Raw genomic sequence first — 24,157 nt, 5'->3', positions numbered from 1 at the left:
CCCGCGAGGACTTGCGCGGGGGTCGCCGGCTCGGCAGGATGCTCTACGCGGGAGGACGCGACGCCGTACGTGGCCCCACCTTCGAGCTTGGCGACAATCTCCTGGGGGCCCAACGACCCAGTGCCGGAGGCGCTGTGCGCGCGTCCTCCCGACCAAATCTCAGTCGCGGTCAGATGGCCGGCGGCGCAGGCTGTCGGGATGCTGCGGATAGTTCCCCTCACCGACGAGCGGGCGGCCTACGAGATCGACCGGGCCGCCGCCGAAGCGGACGCCCCCGACATCCCGTTCAGCTCCTTCGAGACCTATTGCACCCGGCTGCGGCACCCGTGGCCGGGCAACCAGGCGGAGCAGTACCTCGCCGTCCACGACGGGACCCCCGCCGGCCACCTCGAGCTGTACCTGCCGCAGCTCGACAACCTGGCCAACGTCATCGTCGAGCTGTTCGTCCACCCGGACCACCGCCGCCGGGGCACCGGCCGGGCCCTGCTCTCCCACGCGGTGCGCCGCGCGACGGAGCTCGGCCGCCGGCACCTGATCAGTGAGGCCGTGAACGCCGACGCCTTCGCGCGAGCCGCAGGCGCGATCCCGGCCCTGGTGGAGATCCGCAGCCGGCTGGACATCAAAGGCCCCTTGCCCGACGACAGCCCCACGGCGGCCGGCTACCGGCTCGTCCGATGGACGGACCAGGCGCCCGAGGAACTGCTGGACGACATCGGCTACCTGGACAGCCGCCTCAACGAGGACGCGCCCACCGGTGAACTGGCCGTGGAATCCGAGAAAGTGGACGCCGCCCGGGTCCGTGCGGCCGAGGAGACCCTGCGCATCCGGAGGCGTACGACGTTCCACACCGGCGCCGTGCACGAGGAGAGCGGACGCCTCGTCGCCTGGACGATGATCGCGAGCGAGAACGACACCGACTGGCACGCCTGGCAGAACATCACCATCGTCGACCCGGACCACCGCGGGCACGGCCTCGGGCTGACGATCAAGAACCACAACCTGCGGTACGCGCGTACGGCCCGCCCCGGCCTGCGGGCGATCGACACCTCCAACGCCGAGGAGAACGAGCACATGCTCCGGATCAACCAGGCGATGGGCTTCCGGCCGGTGGATCGCTGGACCCAGTGGCAGCTGACCGTCTGAACCGGCGCAGCCCCGGCCGCAGCGGGGCCACCCGGTAGCCGCCGTGCTCCAGGCCCGCATGCCGCTCGAAGGCGTTACGCGTGCCGTAGGTGCCGGTCATCGTCCACGAGTAGCCGCAGGACAGCCAGTACGCCGGCCAGAACAGCGGGCCCAGCACCGCGTACTGCCCGGCGTGCCGGCTCTCGTGGGCCAGCAGCGCGGCGCGGCTCTCGTCCAGCAGCCACTCCGCCGTACGCCGGGTGATGATCACCGAGCCGATGGTGAAGCAGGTCGCCGGGGGCGCCTTGCGGCAGTAGCCCTCCGCGATCAGGATGCCGCCGGGGCCGCGGCGCACCTTGGTGCCCGTCAGTGCGGCGATGCCCAGGCCGACCAGCGTGGTGCCGTTCACGGCGGTCAGCACCGTGCGGGCCAGAGGCCACCCGGCGCCCATCAGGCCCGCCGGCGCATCTGCAACTCCAGCAGACCCGGGACGATCGGGTGCGGCACCCGTACGCCGGTGTCCTCGAAGCCCAGGCGCTCGTACGCCCGGACCGCCCGGTCGTTGCCGACCACGACCTCGAGCATCAGCTCACCGCGACCCATCGCCACCGACCACTCGGCCACCGCCTCGACCAGCTCGCGCAGCACGCCCCGGCCGCGCTGGGCCGGTGTGATGTAGACCGCGAAGACGACCGTCGCACGCGGATCCTCCGGCAGCACCGTGCCGCCCGCGTGACCGATCAGCCGGCCCCCGGGATCGGCCACGAACTGGGCCAGCTGGCCGCCGGTCGACGCCTGCGCGATCCGGCGCCGGTAGTCGGCGTGCGGCCGGGCCGCGGCCTGGGCCAGGGTCTCCAGGAAGGCGAGCGGGCTGTCAGCCAGCATCTCCAGCCGCAGCGCGCGCATCCGGCCGGCGTCCGCGGGAGTGACCCGGTGCACGGTCATGGTGGGCGCGACAGTGCTGGTCATGCTGCTCTGCCTACCTCGTCGCCCAGGTGGGGGCAAGTCGGACGCCGATAAACGACCGCCGCGGGCACCCGTGCGGGCGGTCCGTTCTGCTTGCACTCGCCCCAGCAGAGTGCTAAACAAGTGATTGGCACTCGCGCCATGTGAGTGCCAGCAGGTCGGGACGGTGGGGTCACGGCTGCGGCACCGCCATCGGTGCCGGGGCACGGGACCGGTCGTCGCGGGCTATCCGGCTCGGCCTGAGGACGTCACATCGCCAGGTGGTGACGTCCGCATGGTTCTCAACGTGCGGAAAGCGGGCCGGACCGGCCCGGCGCCGCGAATGTCCAGGAGGACAAAGCCGTATGGCCAAGATCATCGCATTTGACGAGGAAGCTCGTCGCGGCCTCGAGAGTGGTATGAACCAGCTCGCCGACGCCGTCAAGGTGACGCTCGGCCCCAAGGGCCGCAACGTCGTGCTCGAGAAGAAGTGGGGCGCTCCCACCATCACCAACGATGGTGTGTCGATCGCCAAGGAGATCGAGCTCGAGGGCACCTTCGAGAAGATCGGCGCCGAGCTGGTCAAGGAGGTCGCCAAGAAGACCGACGACGTGGCCGGCGACGGCACGACGACGGCGACCGTCCTGGCCCAGGCCCTGGTTCGCGAGGGCCTGCGCAACGTCGCGGCCGGCGCCAACCCGATGGCCCTCAAGCGGGGCATCGAGGCGGCCGTCACGGCTGTCTCCGACGAGCTGAGCAAGCTCGCCAAGGACGTGGAGACCAAGGAGCAGATCGCCTCCACCGCCTCCATCTCCGCCGGTGACTCCACGGTCGGCGAGATCATCGCCGAGGCCATGGACAAGGTCGGCAAGGAAGGCGTCATCACCGTCGAGGAGAGCAACACCTTCGGGCTCGAGCTGGAGCTCACCGAGGGCATGCGCTTCGACAAGGGCTACATCTCGGCGTACTTCATGACCGACGCCGAGCGCATGGAGGCCGTCTTCGACGACCCGTACATCCTCATCGCGAACAGCAAGATCTCCGCGGTCAAGGACCTGCTCCCCGTCCTCGAGAAGGTCATGCAGGGCGGCAAGCCGCTCATCATCATCGCCGAGGACGTCGAGGGCGAGGCCCTGGCCACCCTGGTCGTCAACAAGGTCCGTGGCACCTTCAAGTCCGTCGCCGTCAAGGCCCCGGGCTTCGGTGACCGCCGCAAGGCCATGCTCGACGACATCGCCATCCTCACCGGTGGCACGGTCATCAGCGAAGAGGTCGGCCTCAAGCTCGACGCCGCCGACCTGAGCCTGCTGGGCCAGGCCCGCAAGGTGGTCATCACCAAGGACGAGACGACCATCGTCGACGGTGCCGGCAATGCCGAGCAGATCCAGGGCCGGGTCAACCAGATCCGCGCCGAGATCGAGAAGTCGGACTCCGACTACGACCGCGAGAAGCTGCAGGAGCGCCTGGCCAAGCTGGCCGGCGGCGTCGCGGTCATCAAGGTCGGCGCGGCCACCGAGGTCGAGCTCAAGGAGCGCAAGCACCGCATCGAGGACGCCGTCCGCAACGCGAAGGCGGCCGTCGAAGAGGGCATCGTCCCCGGCGGTGGCGTCGCGCTCGTGCAGGCCGGCAAGTCCGCGTTCGACAAGCTCGACCTGGTGGGCGACGAGGCCACCGGTGCGAACATCGTCAAGGTCGCGCTGGACGCCCCGCTGCGCCAGATCGCCGTCAACGCCGGCCTCGAGGGCGGCGTCGTGGTGGAGAAGGTCCGCAACCTCGAAGCGGGTTGGGGCCTGAACGCCGCGAGCGGCGAGTACGTCGACCTGCTGGCCGCGGGCATCATCGACCCGGCCAAGGTCACCCGCTCGGCGCTGCAGAACGCCGCGTCGATCGCTGCGCTGTTCCTCACGACTGAGGCTGTTGTGGCTGACAAGCCGGAGAAGAACCCGGCTCCGGCCGGTGCTCCGGGTGGCGGGGACATGGACTTCTAAGTCCTTCGCTTTTGTTTGCAGGGGCGGGTCGCTTTGCGGCCCGCCCTTTGCTGTGTGCGTGGTGGGGCTTGGGGGCGGGGGATGACCCACGCAGCCCGTCAAGCTTGATATCTGCGTGGGTCATCCCCCGCCCCCAAGCCCGTTGTGGTCCGGCTTGCTGCTTCGCGCGGCCTTCCACTCCGCGGGATCTTCGCTAGTGAGACCTCACGTTGGCGCCGCTGCTGGTTGCACGACGGTCCGCCTTTGCGACCGTCCGCCTTCCGCTTCGTGCGGCCTCCCGCCTTGTGCGGCTGCTTGTCAACGCGACGGTTCGGCTCGTGTGGCCCTTCCGCTTTGCGGGGCCCTTCGGCTTGGCGGGCGTTCCGTCTCGTCGGATTCCTTGCTTCACGCGGCTGCTTGTGTGCACGACTGGCCGTCCTTGGGCGGCCTCCGCTCACCTGGTGTTGGCTGCCGTCTTGCGGGGGCCCTTCGGCTTGGCGGGCGTTCCGTCTCGTCGGATTCCTTGCTTCACGCGGCTGCTTGTGTGCACGACTGGCCGTCCTTGGGCGGCCTCCGCTCACCTGGTGTTGGCTGCCGTCTTGCGGGGGCCCTTCGGCTTGGCGGGCGTTCCGTCTCGTCGGACCCCTCGCCTCGCGCGGCCGCTTGTCTGCACGACAGACCGCCTTGGGCCAGCCTCCGCCTTGGGTGGCCTGCCCGCATCGAGTGGCTTCCCGCCTTGCTCGGCTGCTTGTCAACGCGACAGTTCACCTCGCGCGGCCTTCCGCTTTGCGGGGCCCTTCCGCTCCGCGGGCCCTCCGGCCCGCCAGACCCTCTCGGCTCGCACGGCTGCTTATCTGCGCGTCAAGCTGCCTATGCGGGTCCCGCCTCGCCAGCCACCCGGCCGCGCGACGCTTGTCTGCACGACGGTCCGTCTTGCGCCGCCATTTTGCTTAGGAGCTGCTTCGTTCGCGGGGGCGTGCACCGCGGGGTCGCCGGTGGGGGGTGGCTGGCCTGGCAGCTGCTTCAGAGCTGTTTGCGGTAGAGGAGGAAGACGCGTTCTACTCGGGCGGCTACTGCTTTCGCGTAGAACGGGAGGGGGCCGACCCAGCCGATCTGGGCTTGGTTGTGGCCGGCGGCTCGTTGGTCGGCGAGGCAGCGGCGGAGCAGCAGGGCGCCGATTCCCGAGCCGCGGGCGGCCGGTGCGGTGCCCATCGGGCCGAACCAGGATGGGCGGGACGAGCCGTAGGCGGCGAAGCCCAGGATTGCCCCGTCCTTGGCCAGGGCCAGGTGGCAGCCGGCCTGGTCACGGCCTACCGAGTGGGTGATTTCGCCGGCCCAGCCTTCGCCGAAGTTAGCCAGGGTGAAGCGGACCAGGGCCGGGACGTCCTCGGCACCCGCCCGGCGGATGGTGATGCCTTCGCCGGCCAGCAGGGCCTCGTCCTCGGCCGTTGCTCCCGGTGCGGCTCCGGAGGCTTCCGTTGTCAGGTCCACGGTCATGTTCCAGGCGGGCTGGTCCTGTTCGAAGCCGAAGGCCATCGCCGCGCAGATTGCCGGGGTGTAGCGCACGTCGATGCCTGGCCAGGCGTAGTACGGGGCGTTGCCGGCGATGACGACGTCGCCCGCGCCCAGGCCGGCCAGGGCGCCCTCGATCCGGGACACCAGGGCCCGGGCCACGCCGCGGCGGCGTTCCTCCGGGTCCACGGCGATCAGGTCGACGTGGCCGATCGAGCGGTCCCGGTGTGACACCGAGCCCAGCACCACCCCGATCACCCGGCCGCCGGTCACCGACACCGGCTCCCCGGAAAGAGCGGCGGCGCCCGCGCCGGCTGAGCGCAGGGCGATGAAGCCGGTGATTCTGCGGGGAGTGGCCGACCAACCATCAGTGCCGGTGGTTTCGCGCAGGCGCAGCACGATCTCCGCGGCCTCGGCGGCGTCCTCGGGCAGGTCCAGGGCGCTCCGGCAGAGCGCCACCACGGCGGGTACGTCGTCGTCGGTCAGTTCGGAGATCCAGAACTCGCTGTCCACAACCGCCGAACCTACCCAACGACCGCCTCCCGCTCCGGCGTGGTCGGCTCGATCAGGTCCCGGCGCCCGCGTACGGGGGAGAACACCAGCGCGAGTGGCGCAGCCACCGCGGCCACCGCGACGATCAGCAAGGTGGTCCGGGCGCCGAGCGGCCCGGCCAGCGCACCCGCCACCAGCCCGCCGACCGGGATGGCGCCCCAGGAGACGAACCGGACCGTCGCCATCACCCGGGACAGCAGCTCCGGCGGGCTCGCGATCTGCCGGTACGTGCGCGTGGTCACGCTGAAGACGCACCCGGTGGCGGCGAAGACGAGCACGCCCGCGGTGAAGCCCAGGTACGCCGCCCAGCCGGCGCCGGCCGGAATGACGAAGGCGGCAGCGGCCTCCACGAAGCCCAGAATGATCAGTCCCCGGGCGGTGCCGAGAGCGTTGGTGGCCCGGGTCGTCAGCGCCGCGCCGATCAGGGTGCCCACGCCGTCGACGGCGAGCAGCAGGCCGACGACCGCGACCGGGGCGTGCAGTTCGCGGACCAGGTAGAGCGGGAAGAGCGCGAGGTAGGCGCCGTTGACGAAGTTCGACGCGGTGGCCGACCACATGGCCGGGCCCATCATCGGGTGCCTCGTCACGTACGCCCAGCCCTCGCGGATCATCGCGCCCATCGGGGTGGGCCGGTCCGGGCGGTGCCCCCGCCGGGCCGGCAGGGTGCGCAGCAGCGCCGCCGACACGAGATAGCTGATCGCGTCGATCAGCAGCGTCGGCACCGCGCCGAGGAACTGCACCGCGAGGCCGCCGAGCGACGGCCCGGCCAGCTGGGTGGTGGCGTGGGTGCCGGAGGTGAGGCTGTTGCGCGACTGGAGCTGGTCGCGGCTGACGATCTCGGGCAGAAACGTGGTGTTGGCGACGAAGAAGACGACGTGGGCGAAGCTGAGGACCAGGGCGACGACGACCAGCTGGGCGACGGTGAGCACGCCCAGCCACCAGGCCGCCGGGATGGAGGCGACTGCGAGCGCGCGGACCAGATCCGCCCCGACCTGGGTGCCGCGCAGCGGTAGCCGCTGCACGATGACCCCGGCGGGCAGCCCGATCACCAGCCAAGCCACATAACCGGCTGCGGCGATCAGGCCCATCTCGAACGGGGTCGCGTCGAGGACCGCGAGCGCGGTCAGCGGCAGGGCCACCCCGCCGACGGCCGAGCCCAGATCACTGCTGGTGCCGGCCGTCCACCACCGCCAGAACACGCTCACGGTCCCCGCCCCCGTTCGAGTAAGTTCCATTCTGGAACGGACTATAGTGGAGGACGTGCGCAGGGTCGAACTCGTTGATGCCGACTGCGGCATCGAGCAGGCCCTCGGCGTGCTCACGGACTGGTGGACGTTTCTGGTGGTCCGTGACATCGCGGGCGGTGTGACCAGGTTCGAGGCCTTGCAGCGCTCGCTGGGGGTCAGCCGGCGCGCCCTGACCGAACGCCTGGCCGCGCTGGTCGAGCACGGAGTGCTGCGCCGGGAGCCGTATTCGGAGCACCCCCCTCGCCACGACTACCTGCTCACGCCCAAGGGCGAGGGCCTGCTGCCGGTGCTGATCGCTCTCCAGGAGTGGGGCGACCGGCACGTGCTCGGTGACGGCTCACTCACCGCGACGGCGGCGCCGACCTCGGCGGAAGCGAGCCGCGTGCACGGCCTGATCGGCCGGCGGATCCCGGCTTTGCGCCTGGAGACCTGGACGGTCCTCTACTTCTTCCCCGGCGCCTTCGCGCCGGACACCCCGGGCTATCCGCCCGGCTGGGGCGAGATCCCGGGCGCGGCCGGCTGCACCCTCGAGTCCATGACGTACGCGGCCAGAGCGGCCGACTTCATCGCGGCGGGAGCCGAGATCCGTGGCATCAGCACCCAGCGCCCGGACCAGCTGGAAGCCTTCGCCACCCACGCCCAGCTGCCGTTCCCGCTGCTGTCGGACCAGGACGTCAAGCTGGCCGCGAGCTTGCGCCTGCCCACCTTCCGGGCGTCGGGTGAGGAGCGCTTCAAGCGCCTGACCCTGCTGGCCGACCCGACGGCGACGATCCGCAGGGTCCAGTTCCCGATCACCGACCCGGCCGCCTCGGTCACCGAGATGCTGAGCGCGGTCCGGGCCCGCAGTTGATCTTGCGAGCACGCAGCTCGCAATCGGCGGGAGCGACGGTCAGTTATCCGCACGGACCTACGACCTGAAGTCTTGATCGTCCGAATTTGATCTTGCCAATCTCTTTTCACCCGCCGGGGGGACACCCGGCAGCGCTACCGTGGGGGTTGTGCGCTCTCCTTCCGTCTCCCGCTATGCCGCCGGGCGGCTCTCGCCCATCCGCCGCACCGCAGACCTGCGGCGGTTGCGGGACGAGCAGTTCGATGTGCTCGTCATCGGCGGCGGGGTCACCGGTGCCGGCGCGGCCCTGGACGCCGCCTCGCGCGGCCTGAGTGTCGCCCTCGTCGAGGCCCGTGACCTGGCCGCCGGCACCTCCAGCCGGTCCAGCAAGCTCATCCACGGCGGCCTGCGCTATCTGGAGCAGCTCGAGCTGCACCTGGTGCACGAGGCGCTCACCGAGCGGGGGCTGCTGACCAGCCGGCTCGCCCCGCACCTGGTGCGGCCCGTGCCGATCCTGGTGCCGCTGCCGGCCGCCTCGCCGGCGGCCCGGGTCTGGCAGCGGGCCTACTACGGCCTCGGGGTCGCGGCCTACGACGTCTTCGCCGGGGTTTTCGGCAGCGGACGCGGCATGCCCCTGCACCGGCATCTGACCCGCGACGGCGCCCGGCATCTCTTCCCCAGCCTGCGCGCTGACAAGATCACCGGGGCGATCCGGTACTTCGACGGCCAGGTCGACGACGCCCGCCTGGTGGTCAACCTGGCCCGCACCGCCGCCAGCCTCGGCGCCGCCGTGGTCACCAGCGCCCGGGTCACCGGGTTCCTGCGCGAGGCGCGCGAGGTCGTCGGGGTCAAGGTGCGGGATCTGGAGTCGCCCGACTCGCCGGAGTTCGAGGTACGGGCCCGCACTGTTGTCGCCGCCACCGGCGTGTGGAGCGACGACATGTCCCGGATGCTGCGCGATGTCGGCGTCCGGCCCGGTCTGCGGGTGCGCGCTTCCAAGGGCGTCCACCTGGTCGTGCCGCGGTCGGCCATCACCGGCGAGGCCGGGCTGATCCTGCGCACGCCGACCTCGGTGCTCTTCGTCATCCCGTGGGGCGGGCACTGGATCATCGGGACCACCGACACCGACTGGGAGCTGGACCGTTCGCACCCGGCCGCGTCCGCCCGGGACATCCGCTACCTGCTCGACCAGGTCAACACCGTGCTGGACCGGCCGCTCACCGCCGACGACATCGAGGGCGTCTACGCCGGGCTGCGGCCCCTGCTCTCCGGCGAGGCCGACTCCACCTCGAAGCTGTCCCGCGAGCATGCCGTGGTCGAGCCGATGCTGGGCCTGCTGCTCGTCGCCGGCGGCAAATACACCACGTACCGGGTCATGGCCGCCGACGTCATCGACCGGGCCGTGCGCCGGCTCGGCGGTTCGGCGCAGCCCTCGCGGACCGATCAGCTTCCGCTGCTCGGCGCCGACGGCTTCGCCGCCGCCTGGCGGGACCGGCTCGACATCGCCCGCCGGCACGGCGTCACCGCCGGGGTGATCGAGCACCTGCTGGAACGGTACGGGACCCTCACCGTCCACCTGCTCGCGATGATCGAGGCCGACCCCGCGCTGGCCACCCCGCTCGCCGGCGCCCCGGAATACCTCGCCGCCGAGGTCGCGTACGCGGCCCAGGCCGAGGGCGCCCTGCACCTCGACGACGTGCTCACCCGCCGCACCCGGATCTCGTTCGAGACCCCGCACCGCGGCGCCGACACCGCTGCCCACGCTGCCGCGGTGATGGGCGACGCGCTCGGCTGGGACGCCGCCGTGCGCTCCCGGGAGATCGAGCACTACCTGGCCCGGGTCGAGGCCGAGCGGCAGTCGCAGAAGATGCCCGACGACCTCACCGCCGACGCCGCCCGGCTCGGCGTGCCCGACGTGCGGGGCTACGCCGCCGACCGCGGCACCGACCTGCTCGAAGTGGAACTTTGATCCTCGTCGACGAGCCGCGCTGGCCGGCCCGCGGCCGGCTCTGGTCGCACCTGGTCAGCGACATCTCGTACGAGGAGCTGCACGCCTTCGCGGAGATGCTGGGCGCACCCCGGCGCGCGTTCGACCGTGACCACTACGACATCCCGGACGTCCGCTTCCCGATGGCGTTGTGGCTCGGCGCCACGCTGGTCCGCTCCCGGGAGGTCTCCGCCCGGCTGCGCGCGGCCGGTCTGCGCCGGCCCAAGCACCTCAGCTCAGGGTCTTGAGCTCGGCCTCCAGGTTGGCCCGGGCCCTGTCCTCCCACGCCGACCGCAACGGTGCGTGCCGGTAGATCGACGGCAGCTCCAGCAGGGCCTTCAACACCTGGGTCCGGCCGCCGCGGAAGGCGTCGTCCGGCACGTGCGCGTACTCCCGGCGGATGGCGGCCGTGTACGCCGCGTACGCGTCCGAGTCACTCGCCAGGATGGCGAGGTCCGCGTCGCAGAGCAGCTCGCCGTCGGGATCGTCGTCCTTGGTGGCATGCCCGGCGGTCAGCCCCACCAGCCGGGCCACCTCCGCCGCCACCTCATCCGGCGCACCCAGCGTGGCCAGCAGCCCGGCCGCGAACTCGGCGCTGTCCCGCTCGTTGGCGTCGCCGAGCGCCCGCGGGTCGTAGACCGCGTCGTGCAGCCAGGCCGCGAGCCGCACCCGGTCCGCGCCCGGCGCCAGCTCGGCGTACCGGTCGATGACGTCGAGGACCGCGGTCAGGTGCGCCACGGTGTGGTACTGCCGCTGCGGCTCCGACCAGCGGGTCAGCAGATACTCGCCGGCCGCGCCGAGATCCGCGTCGCCGGCGGTCGCCCCGGCACCCCGGGCGGCCGCAACCCACCGCTGCACAAGATTTGTCACGACGGTCATCCTGACACGCCTGCGGTTAGGGTCATGCACCATGACGGAGGTGGAGGCGCAGCGGGGGCTGGCCGCGGTTCTCGCCGAGCTGCGTGGTCGGTCCCGGTCCGGGATCGGCGCCGGCTGGTCCCGGGTACGGGCCGGCTTCCCGCTCGCCGCGCAGGCCGGGCTGGGCGCCGCCATCGCCTGGTTCATCGCCCACGACGTGATCGGCCGGCCCAGCCCGTTCTTCGCACCGATCGCCGCCGTCATCACCCTCGCCTCGTCGGTCGGCCAGCGCGCCCGGCGCACCGTCGAACTGGTCGTCGGGGTGGCCATCGGCATCGGCATCGGCGACGGCATCATCCTGCTGATCGGCACCGGGCCGTGGCAGGTCGGCCTGGTGGTGGTCCTGGCGATCACGGCCGCGGCGGCTGTCGGCGGCGGTACGCCCCTGGTGGTGCAGTCCGCCTCGTCCGCGGTGCTGGTCGCGACGTTGACGACACCGAGCACCGGGCTGCCGTACACCCGTTTCTTCGACGCGCTCGTGGGCGGCGCGGTCGGGCTGGCCGTCATGACCGTCCTGCTGCCACTGAACCCGCTGACCGTGATCCGCCGGGCCGCGGACCCGGCACTGCAGGCGCTCGCGGACGGCCTGCACGCGATCGCCGACGGCCTCAAGTCCGGGGACGCCGGCGCGGTGGGCGGTGCCCTCGACCAGCTGCGTACCGCCGAGGCGAACTTCACCGGCTTCGACCAGGCCGCGACCGCGGCGAGCGAGAACGTGGCCTTCGCCCCGGCCCGCTGGCGGGCCCGCGGCGCCCTGAGCCAGTACGTCGAGGGCGCGGACCACGTGACGTACGCGCTGCGCAATGTCCGCGTACTGGCCCGGCGGGTGATGACGGCCCTCGGCGACGGCGAGCAGATCCCGGAATGCCTGCCGACCTCGATCACGCTGCTCGGCGACGCGGTGGACCTGCTCCGCCAGGAATGGGCCAAGGGCGCCGAGCCGATCGCCACCCGCGAACGGGCGCTGCGGGCGGCGGCGGAATCCGGCCGGGCGTACGACGAGGGCGTCGGCTTCTCCGGCGGGGTGGTCGTCGCGCAGGTCCGGACCACGGTCTCGGATCTGCTCCGGGCCACCGGCATCGAGTACGCGGAAGCACCCCGGCTGGTGCGGCGGGCTGTCGGCTGGCAGGCGCGGGGGCGTACCGCCCGCAAGAGCGCCGGCCGGTCCCGGCCCGGCGGCTCCGGACGCGGCCCGTCCTGAGATATCCGGCCCTTTTCCGCTCTTGATCCTCTTTCCGCCGCCGCGGGCCTGCCCGGCACGGTCCGGGTGGCTACGCTGGGCGACATGGCCGACGTAGCTCACGGCGGGTCGCCCGACCCGGCACCCACCTCCGCGGCTCCGGCCTCCCCGGCGCCCGATCCCGCTGCGCCGGTCTCCGGCCCGGCCGGTCCCGATTCTGCTGGTCCCGGTTCGGCCGGTCTGGATTCCGCTGGTTCCGGCTCGGTCGGTTCTGGTTCCGGCGGGGGTGATGTGTCTGCCGGCGCGGTCGCTGTCGCGCCGGATGCGCCGGTCGGTGTGCCGGATCCCGCTGCCCTGGACAAGATGCCGCGCCGGCGGTCGAGGGTTCCGCGCTGGGTGCCGCTGACCCTGGTGATCACCTTCATCGCGATCTGCGCGATCGTGATGCTGATCATCCTGGGCTTCAGCAACGGCCCGAAGGGCCTGGCCATCGGCCTGGGCGCGGCGATCCTGCCGGTCCCGGTGCTGGTCGGCTGCTTCCTCTGGCTGGACCGGTACGAGCCCGAGCCGAGCCGCTACCTGATCTTCTGCTTCGCCTGGGGCTCGGCCGTGGCCACGCTGGTCGCGATCGGCGTCAACTCGCTGGCTGCCTGGGGATTCGACAAGATCGGCCTGCCCGACGCGCTGGTGGCGGTGCTGGTGGCGCCGTTCATCGAGGAGTCGATGAAGGCCCTCGGCCCGATCCTGCTGTTGTGGCGCCGCCGCCGCGAATGGTCCGGCATCACCGACGGCATCGTCTACTGTGGCCTTTCCGCGCTCGGCTTCGCCATGGTCGAGAACGTGCTCTACCTGGGCGGCCACGGCTACGCGTCGGGCGCCGACCAGTACGGCCCGGCGACCGGCATCCAGAACCTCTTCCTGATCTTCATCGTGCGGATCATCTTCACCGGCTTCGCGCACCCGCTGTTCACCGCGATGACCGGCATCGGCCTGGGCCTGTCCGCCCGCTCCGCGGACCGCCGGGTGAAGTGGCTGGCGCCGATCGCGGGCCTGCTGCTCGCGATGATCCTGCACGGCACGTTCAACCTGCTGCCGACCCTGTCGGTCGCCACCGGCGAAACCCTGATCATGCTGTACGGCTACCTCGGCTTCATGGTCCCGTTCTTCTTCCTGGTGGTCGGCTTCGCCATCGCCCTGCGCAGCTGGGAAGGCCGGCTCAGCGAGCGCATCCTGCCCGGCTACGTGAGTGCCGGCTGGCTGTCCCCGCCGGAGGTGGCGACGCTCGGCTCCCTGGGCCGCCGGCACTCGGCCCGCCAATGGGCCAAGCGAGTCGCCGGCGACACCGGGGTACGCGCAATGCGCGGCTTCCAGGCGGCGTCGACAAAGCTGGCGCTGTTGCGCGACGGCATGCAGCGGGGTCTGCACAGTGGCGGTCCGGACGACCAGCAGCGGGCCCTCGAGGAGGAACAGCGCCTGCTGACGGCCATCTCGAGCTATCGGTCGGTGTTCGTCGGGCGGGACCCGCAGATGCCGCAGGCGTTCTGGAACGGGAGCAGCTACCAGATCGCGTTCCCGGACGGGGTGACGCGCACGGTGAACGCTCCGGCTGAGCCGGTGGTGCCGGTGCCGGTGCGGCTGCCTCCGATGCCGGTGATGGCCGGCGGGTACGGGATGCCGCCGGGTTATGCCGCGCCTGGCTACGGTGGCGGACCTGGTCAGGTCGGTCCCGGGTACGGCGCGCCGGCCGGTTATGGCCGGCCCGGCTTCGGTCCGGCGGGTTATGGGGGGCCCGGTCAGGGCGGTCAGCCGGGCTACGGTCCGGCGGGCTATGGCCAGGCTGGTCCGAGCCAGCCCGGCTACGGGCAATCAGCTTCGGGCTCGGGTGGCTATGGGCAGCCGGGTTCTGGTCAAGGCGGGTACACCCAGCCTGGTGCCGCGCAGTCCGGCTATGGACAGCAAGGCTTCGGTCAGCCCGGTTACGGCGCTGGTTACGGCCAGCCGGATGGCAACGGCTACGGGCCGCAGCCCGGTTACGGCCAGCCCAGCTACGGCCCGCAACAGGGCCAGCCCGGCCTCGGCTCGCACCCGGGTTACGCCCAGCCTGGGTATGGCCCGCCGACTGGCTACGGCCAGCAATCCGATCAAGGCCAGTCCGGTCACGGCCAGCCTGGGTATGGCCCGCCGAGCTACAGCCTGCAGCCGGGTCACGCCCAGCCGAGCCAAGGCTCGCAGCCGGGTCACGCACAGCCCGGTTATGGCCCCCCGCCCGGCTATGGCCAGCCCAGCTACGGCCAGCAGCCGGACCACGGCCAGGCCGCCTACGGCCAGCCTCCCGCCTACGGCCAGCAGCCTGGCTACGGCCAGCAGCCTGGCTACGGCCAGCAGCCTGGCTATGGCGAGCAGCCGGGAGGCGCACCGGCCTACGGCCCGGCCCCGACACAAAGCCAGGACCCGGGTCACGACCAGCGCCACCCCGGCCACGAGGGCCACGAGGCCCAGGACCAGCCGGGACACCACCCGACCCAGTCCAACGACCCGGCCACCGGCGACGCCAACCCGCCGGAGACCCGGCAGCACTGACCCCCAAGCCCGCCGGACCTACAGGTACAGCCCGGTGCCGTCCGACTCGACCCGGGTCGCGGCAACGGCGTGCACGTCCCGCTCCCGCAGCAGCACGTACTCCTTGCCGTGCAGCTCCACCTCCGAGCGGTCGTCCGGGTCGAACAGGACCCGGTCTCCGACGACGATGGAGCGGACGTTCGGGCCCACGCCGACGGCTTTGGCCCAGGACAGGCGGCGGCCCATCGATGCGGTGGCCGGGATGACGATGCCGGCGCTGGAGCGGCGTTCGCCGTCGCCGCCGTCGAGGCGGACGAGGACGCGGTCGTGCAACATCCGGATGGGCAGCCCGGCCTCGGTACGGGTGTCGGTGTTCACGACAGGACGGTACGCCCGGCCCTGATCCCGACGCCCTTCAGCCCGGTCGAGGGCCGGTCGAGGGCCGGTCGAGGGTGGTGACCGGGTCCGGGGGCGGGTCTGCACTACGGTGGGACCGGCGTGACGACGGACGAGGGGGTCTGCGGTTGAGCCGCTTGCAGCGAGTCCGGGCGAATCTGCGTCGTGCGTACGACAGCGGGCGGGAGTCGGTCCGGCTGGCGCGTACGGAGCATGATCCGGCACCGGACGATCGGGATGTCGGGTTCGAGTTGCCGGCGCCGGATCCGCCGGTTGATCATCGGTCGACGTCGAGCCGGGACGATGCCGAGGTGCCGCATTCGTTGCGGATCGCGGCCGCCTGGTCGTGGCGGCTCATCATCGTCGGGGTCGTCGGCTGGGTGCTGCTGCGTTTCATCGGCATCGTCAGCATCGTCGTCATCCCGCTCGCCATCGCCCTGCTGCTCTCGGCGCTGCTGTCGCCGGCTGTCGGCTGGTTGCGCCGGTACCGGCTGCCGCCGTCGCTGGCGACTTTCCTGGTGCTGATCTGCGGCATCGCCGCGGTCGCGGGCACCCTGACGCTGGTCGTCAACCAGTTCGTGGACGGCGTGGGTGAGCTCACCGACAAGGCCATCAGCGGGGTGCGGCAGATCCAGGAGTGGGCCCGCACCGGCCCGCTGCACCTGTCGGACCAGCAGGTCAACCAGGCCATCGACTCCGCCCAGAACTGGATCAACGCGAACACGTCGTCGCTGACCGCGACCGGGTTCGCCACCGCGGCCACTCTGTTCGAGGTGCTCACCGGCACGCTGCTGGTGCTCTTCGCGACGTTCTTCTTCCTGCGTGACGGCCGCAAGATCTGGCGTTTCCTGGTGCGGCTCTTCCCGGTCAACGCCCGCTGGAGCCTGGCCGACGCCGGTGACGCCTCCTGGTCGACGCTGGGTTCCTACGTGCGTGCGACCGTGCTGGTGGCTTTCATCGACGCCGCCGGCATCGGCCTGGCGCTGGTCATTCTCAAGGTCCAGTTCGCGTTCCCGCTGGCGGCGCTGGTGTTCCTGGGCGCGTTCATCCCGATCGTGGGCGCGAGCGTGTCGGGTGCGGTCGCGGCGCTGGTCGCGCTGGTCGACCAGGGCTGGGTGATCGCTCTGATCGTGCTGGGCGCGGTGATCCTGGTCCAGCAGGTCGAGGGCCACATCCTGCAACCGCTGATCATGGGCCGCGCGGTGGCGATCCATCCCCTGGTCGTGATCATCGGCATCGCCTGCGGCGTGGTGCTGGCCGGGATCATCGGCGCCCTGGTGGCGGTCCCGCTGATCGCGGTCCTCAACACCGGGGTACGGCGGTTGGCCCGCCAACGCCCGGAGGCGCCGCCGGACGCTGTGGTGGTGCCGGCCGTGGGCACCACCACCGCACCCTGAGCCTCGTCACCAGCCCAGGTAGCTGCGGGTCAGCGCGGACACGTGCTCGACGACGTCGATGCCGGCCTGCTTGTCGGTGTGGCCGTGGGACAGCACGGTCACGGCGGTGTCGGTGTCCGTACCGGTGATCCGGCCCATGCTGTTGATGATCCAGCGGTTGTCCTCGGCCGTACGGGAAACCCAGCCGTTCTTCAGCGCGGCGCGCTCGCCCGGCAGAGCCGCCGCGCTGACGCCCCACTTCTGGTCCGCGTTCACCGACGACATGAGGTCGAGCATCAGCTCCCGGGAGTCCTCGTTCAGGACGCCGTCCGGGTCCGACGCCGCGGCGAGCACCTTGAGCTGGTCGTTCGCCGTGGTGCGGGTCAGGCCCCAGGACTCGTCCGGGTCGGTGCCGGTCAGGCCCAGTCGCTCACCCGCCGCGCGCAGGCCGTCGGCGCCGCCGACCGCGTCGAACACCTTGGTGGCCGCGTTGTTGTCGCTGGCCCGGATCATCTTCGTCACCCGGCGCTTCTCGGCCTTGGTCAGCTTGCGACCGTCGTCCTGGGCCTTGAGCAGTAACGCGGCCAGCAGCTCGGCCTTGATGATGCTGGCCGATTCCTGCTGCCGCTGGCCGTGATAGTCGAACCGGCGCCCGGTCCGGCGTTCGGTCACCGCGACGGAGAACTCCGGCACTGTGGCGGCGTAGCTGTCGAGCACCTTGGTCAGCCGCTCGACCCGCTGCTGCCACGAGCCGGTCGCCTTGGACTTGTCGACCTGATCGCCCTGCTGCGGCCCCTGGAAGACCGCACCCACCGGCGCCTTGATGGCGGCGCCGAGCGACCTCAGGTCGGTGGTTTCCAGCCGGCCCACGTGCGAGGGGCGGTTGACCGCCCGGGCGGGCTGCCCCCGCAGGGCGGTGGCCAGGAAAGACTTCCAGATCCGGTACGGCATGCCGTCGCCGTTGATGGCAGTGCCGTTCTTCTCGCGGATGGGTCCCGGCTTGTCCCGGCCGATCCACGTCACCGCGGCCAGTCCCGGGGCCCAGCCGGCCGTCCACGCGTCGGACGAGTCGGTGGTGTCACCCCACTGCTGGGAGCCGGTCTTGGCGGCCGCGTCGACCCCGGCGACCTCGCCGTCCTTGGCCACCACCTTGGACAGCACGGTCTGCACGTCCGCGGCCACGGCACCGGACAGCACGCGCTCGGGCTTTGCCGCGTACAGGTGCAGCACCGCGCCCTTGCCGTTGATGGCCGATTCGACGAAGTGCCGGTCCCGGCGGCGGCCCCCGTCCGCCAGGGTGGCGTAGACGGTGGCCAGGTCGGCCGGCGCGACCGGATACCGGCCGAGGGCGATGTCGGGGCGGGTACGCCCGGGAGCCGGATCGCCGGCGACGTCCACCATGGTCGGTTGTTTGCCGTACTTCTCCGGCACGCCCAGCCGGTGGGCTAGGCGCCGGATGGTGTCCGGGCCGATCTGTTCGGCCAGCGCGTAGAACGGCGTGTTGAGCGAGTGGACCATCGCCTGGTCGAGCGGGCAGACCGGGCACTGCAGGTTGCGCTGGTTGTAGAGCGGCACGCCCTGCCGGCTCGGGAACAGGCGTGGTGAGCTGCCGTTGTAGAGCGACTGGAAGCCGATGCCGCGTTCCTCGGCGGCGGCCAGGACGACCGGTTTGATGGTCGAGGCCGGCGGGCGGGCGGCGAGCGCGTCGTCGAAGTAGCCGCGGCCACGGTCACCGCCGTAGTAGGCGCGTACCCCGCCGCTGGCCGGGTCGACCGCCACCAGGGCGGTCCGCAGCTCCTTGGGCTGTCCGCGCAGCGCGGCAGCCATGGCATCGGAGGCCGCGCCCTGGGCAGTGAAGTCGACCGTGGTCGTGATCCGCAGGCCGCCGGTGCGCACCTGCTGCCGGCTGATGCCCGCCCGCACCAGCTCGTCCTCGACCCGGTCGGCGATCAGCCCGGCGGCGCCGCCGATGCTGTTCGCGGTGACCGACTCCTTGGCAACGGCCGGATACTTTGCCTGGTCGGCCTCGCCGGCGGGCAGCCAGCCCTGCTCGGTCATGGCCCGCAGGATCCACCGCCACCGGGTCTGCGCCCACTCGGCGTCGACGGCCGGGTCGCCGCGGGTGGGGTCCTTGATGAGCGCGGCGAGCACAGCACCCTGGGAGCCGGTCAGCCGGTCGACCGTCGTGCCGAAGTAGGCGTGGGACGCGGCCTGGATGCCGTACGCGCCGCGGCCGAAGTAGATGGTGTTGAGGTAGCGCTGGAGGATCTCGTCCTTGCTGAACCGGTGCTCGACCTTCAACGCGAGGGCGAACTCCTTGGCCTTGCGGCTGACCGTGCGGTCCTGGGTGAGGTAGGCGTTCCGCACGTACTGCTGGGTGATGGTCGACGCGCCCTGACCGCTGTCGTGGAAGACGTTGGCCCACAGTGCACGCAGCACTCCGCGGGTGGAGACGCCGACGTGGTCGTAGAAGCTGCGGTCCTCGGCGGCCAGGAACGCCCGCTGGACCGGCACCGGGACCTGGCTCAGCCCGACGTCGGTGCGGTCGGTGGCGCCGATGCGGGTGAGCACCGTGCGACCGTCGCTGTAGTACAGGACGGAAGCCTGTGGCGGCACCGGATCCGGGGGCAGGTCGACGCTCGCCACGTACCCCGCCGCACCGGCGCTGATCGCCACCGCGCCGACGGCGACGGCCGCTGCCAGACGACGGGCCCACCGCGGCAGTTTGAAACGCCTGCGATGCGAGATCGGCTTCGGATCGGCGGCGTCCGTCATGAAGCGGGGTCCCTTCGACGTCCACGGCGGTGTCGATCAACACCTGCCCAGTAGACGGATGAGACGGTTGTTTTGTTGCTTATCGGAGGAAAGTAGTCGCAGCGGTACGGGCGGTCAGGACTTCGCCAGACGTTGCAGAGCGCCGACCGCGACCTCCGGGCGCGTCGTGTACCAGAACGGGGGCAGGGACTTACGCAGGAAGGCGCCGTAGCCGCGGGCCGTCTCCAGGCGGGAGTCGAGCACGGCGACCACTCCCTTGTCCCCGGTCGAGCGGATCAGCCGGCCCACCCCCTGGGCCAGGCGCACCGCGGCGATCGGCACGCTGACCGACGCGAAGCCGGAACCACCCGTGGCGTCCACGGCCGCGGCGCGGGCGGCGGCCAGCGGCTCGTCCGGCCGCGGGAACGGCAGCCGGTCGATCACCACCAGCTGGCAGGCGTCGCCGGGAACGTCCACGCCCTGCCACAGCGACATCACGCCGAACAGGCAGCTCTCCTTCTGCTCCCGGAACTTGCGGACCAGGATCGGCAGCGACTCCTCACCCTGCAGCAGCACCGGCAGATCGGTGCGGGCGCGCAGCAGCTCGGCCGCCTGGGTCGCCGCGCGGCGCGACGAGAACAGGCCCAGCGTGCGACCGCCGAGCGCCTCCACCAGCTTGAGCAGCTCCTCACCCGCGGGGTCGGGCAGCCCGGAGGCGGCCGGGCGGGGCAGGTGCGCGGCGACGTACAGGATGCCCTGGCGGGGGTAGTCGAACGGGGAGCCGACGTCCAGCGAGCTCCAGCCGTCGCCGGAGACCGGCGGCGCGTCCGCGGTCAGGCCGGCGCCGGAGCGGGCCGCCGGGACCGGGGCCGGGGCGGGCAGCCCGAGCGAGCGGGCCACCGTGTCGAAGCGGCCGCCCAGGGTCAGCGTCGCCGAGGTGGCGACCACCGTGCGCTCGTCGTACAGGTTGGTGGCCAGGGTGCCGGCGACCGAGAGCGGGGCCACCACCAGGGCGCGGCGACCGTTGCCCAGGTCGGACTTCTCGACCCAGGCCACGTCGTACCGGTCCTCGGTGAGCAGTCGCTGGGCGGTGGTCGAGATGTCGTCCAGGGTGGCCTTGGCCTGCTGCTTGCGGACCGGGTCGGGGTCGTCGTTCTTGACGTCACCGATCGCGTCCAGGGCGGCCCGGGTGGCCGACTCGATCAGCATGACGGCCTGGTGCAACAGTGGGGGCAGGCCCGTGGTCAGCCGGCCCGCCGGGAGGTCGCTCAGGCCGACGGTCAGCGCGTCGGCCGCCTCGGCCAGGGCCTCGGCCGCGGCCGGGGAGACCAGCGGCTTGGCCCGCCGGGACGCCCGCTCGACCGCCTCCGGGGTCAGCTCGGCCTGCGCCGCCGAGGACACCCGGTCGGCCAGCTCGTGCGCCTCGTCGACGATCAGGAGCTTGTGCGGGGGGACGATGTTGCGCTCGGCCAGCATGTCGACCGCGAGCAGGCTGTGGTTGGTCACCACGATGTCCGCCTCGCGGGCGCGTACGCGCGAGGCCTCGGCGAAGCACTCCGCGCCGTACGGGCAGCGGGCCGCGCCGACGCAGTCGCGGGCCGGCATGGACACCTGCCGCCAGGCGGTCTCGTCGACGCCCGGGTCCAGCTCGTCGCGGTCGCCGGTCTTCGTCTTCTCCGCCCAGGCCTGCACGCGCAGGATCTGCTTGCCGAGCTTGCCGGCCTCGCCCAGCCACTGGGTCGCGCGCGGCGGCGCGTCGTCGAAGAGGGTGTCGGTCGGCGTCTCCTCGTCGGCGTGCTCGAGCTTGGCCATGCAGAGGTAGTGGTGCCGGCCCTTGAGCACCGCGAAGGTCGGGCGGCGGCCCAGCACCGGCTCCACCGCGTCGGCCAGCCGGGGCAGATCGTGCTCGACGAGCTGGTTCTGCAGGGCCAGGGTCGCGGTGGAGACCACGACCGGACCGTCGACCAGCAGGGCCGGCGTCAGGTAGGCGAGCGACTTGCCGGTGCCCGTGCCGGCCTGCACCAACAGATGCTCACGTTGCTTGACGGCTCGCTCGATGGCCGCGGCCATCTCCTCCTGCCCGGGCCGGGAGGAGCCGCCCGGGACAGCGCCGACGGCGGCGGCGAGAAGCTGGGAAGCGGTTGCCTTCTTGCGGGTCGCGGCAGTCACGTCCGAGACCGTACCCGCCACCACCGACGAAACCATGTCACCGTTAGGGTCTTGTCATGCCGAGCGAGATGGTCCGGGTCGTCTACACCAAGTACGACGGCTCCGCCCACCGCGACTACCCGGCCCGCCGGCTCAACGAGGACGAGCTGGGCGTCTGGGTCGGAGTGACCCGCGGCACGGCGTCCGTCTACCACGGCCTGCCGTCGGTCGAGCAGATCCCGTTCGTGTTGCTGATCCCGCACCGGGCGTGGTGGACCGGCATGTTCAACCCGCCGCCGCGCACCAGCGAGGTCTACTGCGACATCACCACCCCGGCCCGCTGGGAGGGTGACACCGTGCACATCGTCGACCTGGACCTGGACGTCTCGCGGCGCCGCGACACCGGGGTGATCGAGCTGCGCGACGAGGACGAGTTCGCCGACCATCAGGTGCGCTTCGGCTATCCGGACGAGCTGGTGGCCGAGGCCCGGGCCGCCGCCGGGCGCCTGTTCGTGGCCCTGGGCGACGGCTCGGAGCCCTTCGCTTCGACGTACCGGAAATGGCTCTCAGCGGTCGTCGACTGAGCCTAGCTTGGCCGGGTTCAGCTGGTTGTAGACGGCCGTGACGCGGCCGTCGGCGACGGCCACCGTGAGCACGAAGAGCACTGGCCGCCCGTCCGGGTAGCGGCCCCGGACCAGCACGCCGGCGTCGCCGTTGACCAGGACCGGCTCGACCGTGACGTCGGTGTAGTCGCGGGCCCGCCGGCTCAGGATGCCGATGTAGAAGCGGGCCACCCGGTCCAGGCCGACGACCGGGTTGAGGCCGGCGTTGACCACGCCGCCGCCGTCGCCGATCGCCACCACCTCGGGCGCGAGCACGGCCGCGAGGGCCTGGAGGTCGCCGGAAGCGGCCGCGGCGAGGAACGCGTCCAGCACTTTGCGCTGCTCAGGCAGGTCCGCGGTGTGCCGGGCCTGGCCCTCGGCGACGGCCCGCCGGCCCCGGGAGGCGTGCTGACGGGCCGCCGGGACGCTGGTGTTGAGCACCGCGGCGACCTCGTCGAACGGCACCCCGAACGCGTCGTGCAGGACCACCGCGACGCGCTGCTCGGGGGTGAGCTTCTCCAGCACGACGAGCAGCGCCAGGCTGACCTCGGAGCGCTGGGTGACCCGTTCGGCCGGGTCGTCGAGCCGGGACACCATCGGCTCCGGCAGCCACTGGCCGGGGTAGGCCTCGCGGCGGACCCGGGCCGACTTGAGCACGTCCAGGCAGATCCGGCCGGTGATGGTGGTCAGCCAGCCGCGCAGGTCGTGGATCTCCCCACCGGCCCGCGCCTTGTGATAGCGCAGCCAGGCCTCCTGGACGGCGTCCTCGGCCTCGGCACGGCTGCCGAGCATCCGGTACGCGACGGCCAGCAGGTGGGGGCGTTCAGCTTCGAAAGCGTCCGACGGCATGGGGGAATTCTGAAGGACATTGCCCGGTCACAGGTGTCACGTGTGACACAGTGGTAAACGCGATAAGAGCATTTGGTCCTATTTCGCGTTTGCGGGGGGCGGGGGCAGACGGTGGCGAACGACGTGGCGACCCTGCTGGGCGGGCTGGCCGGAGTGGCGGGAGCCACCGGTGCGGCGACACTCGGCGTCGCAGTGGCTCGCCGGCCCAGGCCGTACCTCCCCGCCGGGCACGCCCTGGTCGCCAACCAGGCCGAGGACCCGCTGCCCGGGGTGCTGCGCCGCGGGCTGGCCGGTCTCACCGTCCCGGTACGCCCGGGCCCGCACGGGGAGCTGTTCCTCGGCTCGGGGCAGCCGCAACCCGGTCGTACGCTGCGCCGGATGGTGCTCACCCCGCTGTTCACCCGGGCCCAGGCGCGCGGCGGGCGGCTCTGCCGGGACCAGCGGGTGCCGTTCCGGCTGGTGGTCGAGTTCACCGGGCCGGTACGGGACGCGGACACGTTGCTGCGGGCGTACCGGATGCTCGACCAGCAGTTGCGCGACCATGCCCCGCTGCTGAGCCGCTGCGTCGACGGCCGCCTCGACCCCGGGGCCGTCACGGTCGCCATCACCGGCATCGTGGACGTGCGGGCCCTGCTCGCCACCCAGACCCGCCGGTACGCGTTCGCCGACGGCTCCTTCGACGACATCGGCTCCACGTCGGCCCCGCCCGCGCTGGTGCCGATGATCAGTGAGCCGTGGAGCCGCCGGTTCGGCTGGGACGGCCGCGAGCCGATCTCCGCCGAGGAACGGCACCTGCTGCACGCGCTGGTCCGGTCCGCGCACGAGGACGGGCGTACGGTGCGCATCTCCGGCCTGCCCACCGGCTCCCGCAAGGCCCGGCAGGCCGTCTGGACCGAGCTGGGCGAGGCGGGCGTGGACGTGATCGCCGACAGTGACCAGGTGGGGCTGGCCCGGCACCTGCGCCGGCATCCGGTGCACCGGCACGTGCCACCGCGAGTGACGCCCGGACTAGTGACCCGCCGTAGCGCCCCGGCCCCGCGAGCCACCAATCAGCGACCGGACATCGCGCCAGTCGTCTGAAACATCCGGATAAGTGCACGTTCCAGGTGAACAGCAAGTGAACGAGCACTGAACTGCTGTTGAGCAGGGGTAGGCGGGCTCGGAACCCGGGGAGGCATTACCTAGCATTCCCTCGAATTCGCCAGACCCCGTCC

Annotated in this window: 19 protein-coding genes; 10 read left to right on the top strand and 9 right to left on the bottom strand. The window is 72.0% G+C overall.

Going from position 1 to position 24,157, the window contains the following annotated elements:
* The first annotated feature begins 198 nt into the window (after positions 1-198).
* The gene (locus ACQP2Y_RS44510) at positions 199-1,143 is read left to right on the top strand and encodes a GNAT family N-acetyltransferase (protein ID WP_433722684.1); all 945 of its coding nucleotides are present in this window, start codon (positions 199-201) and stop codon (positions 1,141-1,143) included.
* Here the strand turns inward: ACQP2Y_RS44510 and ACQP2Y_RS44505 are convergent.
* Both ACQP2Y_RS44505 and ACQP2Y_RS44500 read right to left on the bottom strand, forming a co-directional pair.
* Positions 1,082-1,573, bottom strand: a complete 492-nt coding sequence (locus ACQP2Y_RS44505; protein WP_433722682.1) for a hypothetical protein — start codon at positions 1,571-1,573, stop codon at positions 1,082-1,084. The genes ACQP2Y_RS44510 and ACQP2Y_RS44505 overlap by 62 nt on opposite strands.
* On the bottom strand, positions 1,573-2,091 hold the full coding sequence (locus tag ACQP2Y_RS44500; RefSeq protein ID WP_433722680.1) for an N-acetyltransferase family protein: 519 nt from the start codon (positions 2,089-2,091) through the stop codon (positions 1,573-1,575). Before ACQP2Y_RS44500 ends, ACQP2Y_RS44505 begins: the two co-directional genes overlap by 1 nt.
* A 341-nt stretch (positions 2,092-2,432) precedes the next feature.
* On the opposite strand from ACQP2Y_RS44500, the gene groL reads away from it, so the two are divergent.
* Positions 2,433-4,055, top strand: a complete 1,623-nt coding sequence (gene groL, locus ACQP2Y_RS44495; protein ID WP_433722678.1) for a chaperonin GroEL — start codon at positions 2,433-2,435, stop codon at positions 4,053-4,055.
* A 1,002-nt stretch (positions 4,056-5,057) separates the two neighbouring features.
* On the opposite strand, the gene ACQP2Y_RS44490 is transcribed toward groL, so the two are convergent.
* Positions 5,058-6,059 (bottom strand): GNAT family N-acetyltransferase, encoded by a 1,002-nt coding sequence (locus ACQP2Y_RS44490; RefSeq protein ID WP_433722676.1) that lies wholly within the window; start codon positions 6,057-6,059, stop codon positions 5,058-5,060.
* A gap of 11 nt (positions 6,060-6,070) precedes the next feature.
* The gene (locus ACQP2Y_RS44485; protein ID WP_433722674.1) at positions 6,071-7,333 is read right to left on the bottom strand and encodes an MFS transporter; all 1,263 of its coding nucleotides are present in this window, start codon (positions 7,331-7,333) and stop codon (positions 6,071-6,073) included.
* A gap of 25 nt (positions 7,334-7,358) precedes the next feature.
* Here ACQP2Y_RS44485 and ACQP2Y_RS44480 point away from each other — a divergent pair, with 25 nt between their 5' ends.
* The 3 genes from ACQP2Y_RS44480 (at position 7,359) to ACQP2Y_RS44470 (ending at position 10,409) form a co-directional block, all read left to right on the top strand.
* Positions 7,359-8,195: a winged helix-turn-helix transcriptional regulator gene (locus tag ACQP2Y_RS44480; RefSeq protein WP_433722672.1), complete on the top strand. Its 837-nt coding sequence runs from the start codon at positions 7,359-7,361 to the stop codon at positions 8,193-8,195.
* Between the two features lie 148 nt (positions 8,196-8,343).
* The gene (locus ACQP2Y_RS44475) at positions 8,344-10,143 is read left to right on the top strand and encodes a glycerol-3-phosphate dehydrogenase/oxidase (protein ID WP_433722670.1); all 1,800 of its coding nucleotides are present in this window, start codon (positions 8,344-8,346) and stop codon (positions 10,141-10,143) included.
* A complete protein-coding gene (locus tag ACQP2Y_RS44470) occupies positions 10,140-10,409 on the top strand; it encodes a DUF4031 domain-containing protein (protein WP_433722668.1) in 270 nt (89 codons plus the stop codon). The genes ACQP2Y_RS44475 and ACQP2Y_RS44470 overlap by 4 nt, the downstream gene beginning before the upstream one ends.
* Here ACQP2Y_RS44470 and ACQP2Y_RS44465 read toward each other — a convergent pair.
* Positions 10,393-11,040, bottom strand: coding sequence for an HD domain-containing protein (locus tag ACQP2Y_RS44465; RefSeq protein ID WP_433722666.1), 648 nt, complete (start codon positions 11,038-11,040; stop codon positions 10,393-10,395). The genes ACQP2Y_RS44470 and ACQP2Y_RS44465 overlap by 17 nt on opposite strands.
* A gap of 31 nt (positions 11,041-11,071) precedes the next feature.
* Here ACQP2Y_RS44465 and ACQP2Y_RS44460 point away from each other — a divergent pair, with 31 nt between their 5' ends.
* Both ACQP2Y_RS44460 and ACQP2Y_RS44455 read left to right on the top strand, forming a co-directional pair.
* The gene (locus tag ACQP2Y_RS44460; protein WP_433722664.1) at positions 11,072-12,280 is read left to right on the top strand and encodes an FUSC family protein; all 1,209 of its coding nucleotides are present in this window, start codon (positions 11,072-11,074) and stop codon (positions 12,278-12,280) included.
* Positions 12,281-12,364: 84 nt separating this feature from the next.
* Positions 12,365-14,839: a PrsW family glutamic-type intramembrane protease gene (locus ACQP2Y_RS44455; RefSeq protein WP_433722662.1), complete on the top strand. Its 2,475-nt coding sequence runs from the start codon at positions 12,365-12,367 to the stop codon at positions 14,837-14,839.
* An 18-nt stretch (positions 14,840-14,857) separates the two neighbouring features.
* On the opposite strand, the gene ACQP2Y_RS44450 is transcribed toward ACQP2Y_RS44455, so the two are convergent.
* Entirely contained in the window at positions 14,858-15,154 is a 297-nt protein-coding gene (locus ACQP2Y_RS44450; RefSeq protein WP_433732348.1) for a GroES family chaperonin, read from the bottom strand.
* 116 nt (positions 15,155-15,270) lie between these two features.
* Between ACQP2Y_RS44450 and ACQP2Y_RS44445 the strand changes: the two genes are divergently transcribed.
* Entirely contained in the window at positions 15,271-16,611 is a 1,341-nt protein-coding gene (locus ACQP2Y_RS44445) for an AI-2E family transporter (protein WP_433722660.1), read from the top strand.
* Positions 16,612-16,617: 6 nt separating this feature from the next.
* Here ACQP2Y_RS44445 and ACQP2Y_RS44440 read toward each other — a convergent pair whose 3' ends face one another.
* Positions 16,618-19,365, bottom strand: a complete 2,748-nt coding sequence (locus tag ACQP2Y_RS44440) for a transglycosylase domain-containing protein (protein WP_433722658.1) — start codon at positions 19,363-19,365, stop codon at positions 16,618-16,620.
* 114 nt (positions 19,366-19,479) lie between these two features.
* Positions 19,480-21,549, bottom strand: coding sequence for an ATP-dependent DNA helicase (locus ACQP2Y_RS44435; RefSeq protein ID WP_433722656.1), 2,070 nt, complete (start codon positions 21,547-21,549; stop codon positions 19,480-19,482).
* Between the two features lie 20 nt (positions 21,550-21,569).
* On the opposite strand from ACQP2Y_RS44435, the gene ACQP2Y_RS44430 reads away from it, so the two are divergent.
* Positions 21,570-22,076, top strand: a complete 507-nt coding sequence (locus tag ACQP2Y_RS44430) for a DUF402 domain-containing protein (RefSeq protein ID WP_433722654.1) — start codon at positions 21,570-21,572, stop codon at positions 22,074-22,076.
* Here the strand turns inward: ACQP2Y_RS44430 and sigJ are convergent.
* Positions 22,059-22,943: an RNA polymerase sigma factor SigJ gene (gene sigJ, locus ACQP2Y_RS44425; protein ID WP_433722652.1), complete on the bottom strand. Its 885-nt coding sequence runs from the start codon at positions 22,941-22,943 to the stop codon at positions 22,059-22,061. The genes ACQP2Y_RS44430 and sigJ overlap by 18 nt on opposite strands.
* A 111-nt stretch (positions 22,944-23,054) precedes the next feature.
* On the opposite strand from sigJ, the gene ACQP2Y_RS44420 reads away from it, so the two are divergent.
* Positions 23,055-24,023: a hypothetical protein gene (locus tag ACQP2Y_RS44420; RefSeq protein ID WP_433722650.1), complete on the top strand. Its 969-nt coding sequence runs from the start codon at positions 23,055-23,057 to the stop codon at positions 24,021-24,023.
* Positions 24,024-24,157 lie beyond the last annotated feature (134 nt).

Origin of the sequence: Actinoplanes sp. CA-051413 (genome assembly GCF_050955795.1) — a bacterium.
In the GTDB taxonomy this organism is placed as follows: domain Bacteria; phylum Actinomycetota; class Actinomycetes; order Mycobacteriales; family Micromonosporaceae; genus Actinoplanes.
The sequence above is the reverse complement of the archived record's forward strand: the minus strand, read 5'-3'. Positions and strand labels throughout refer to the sequence as shown.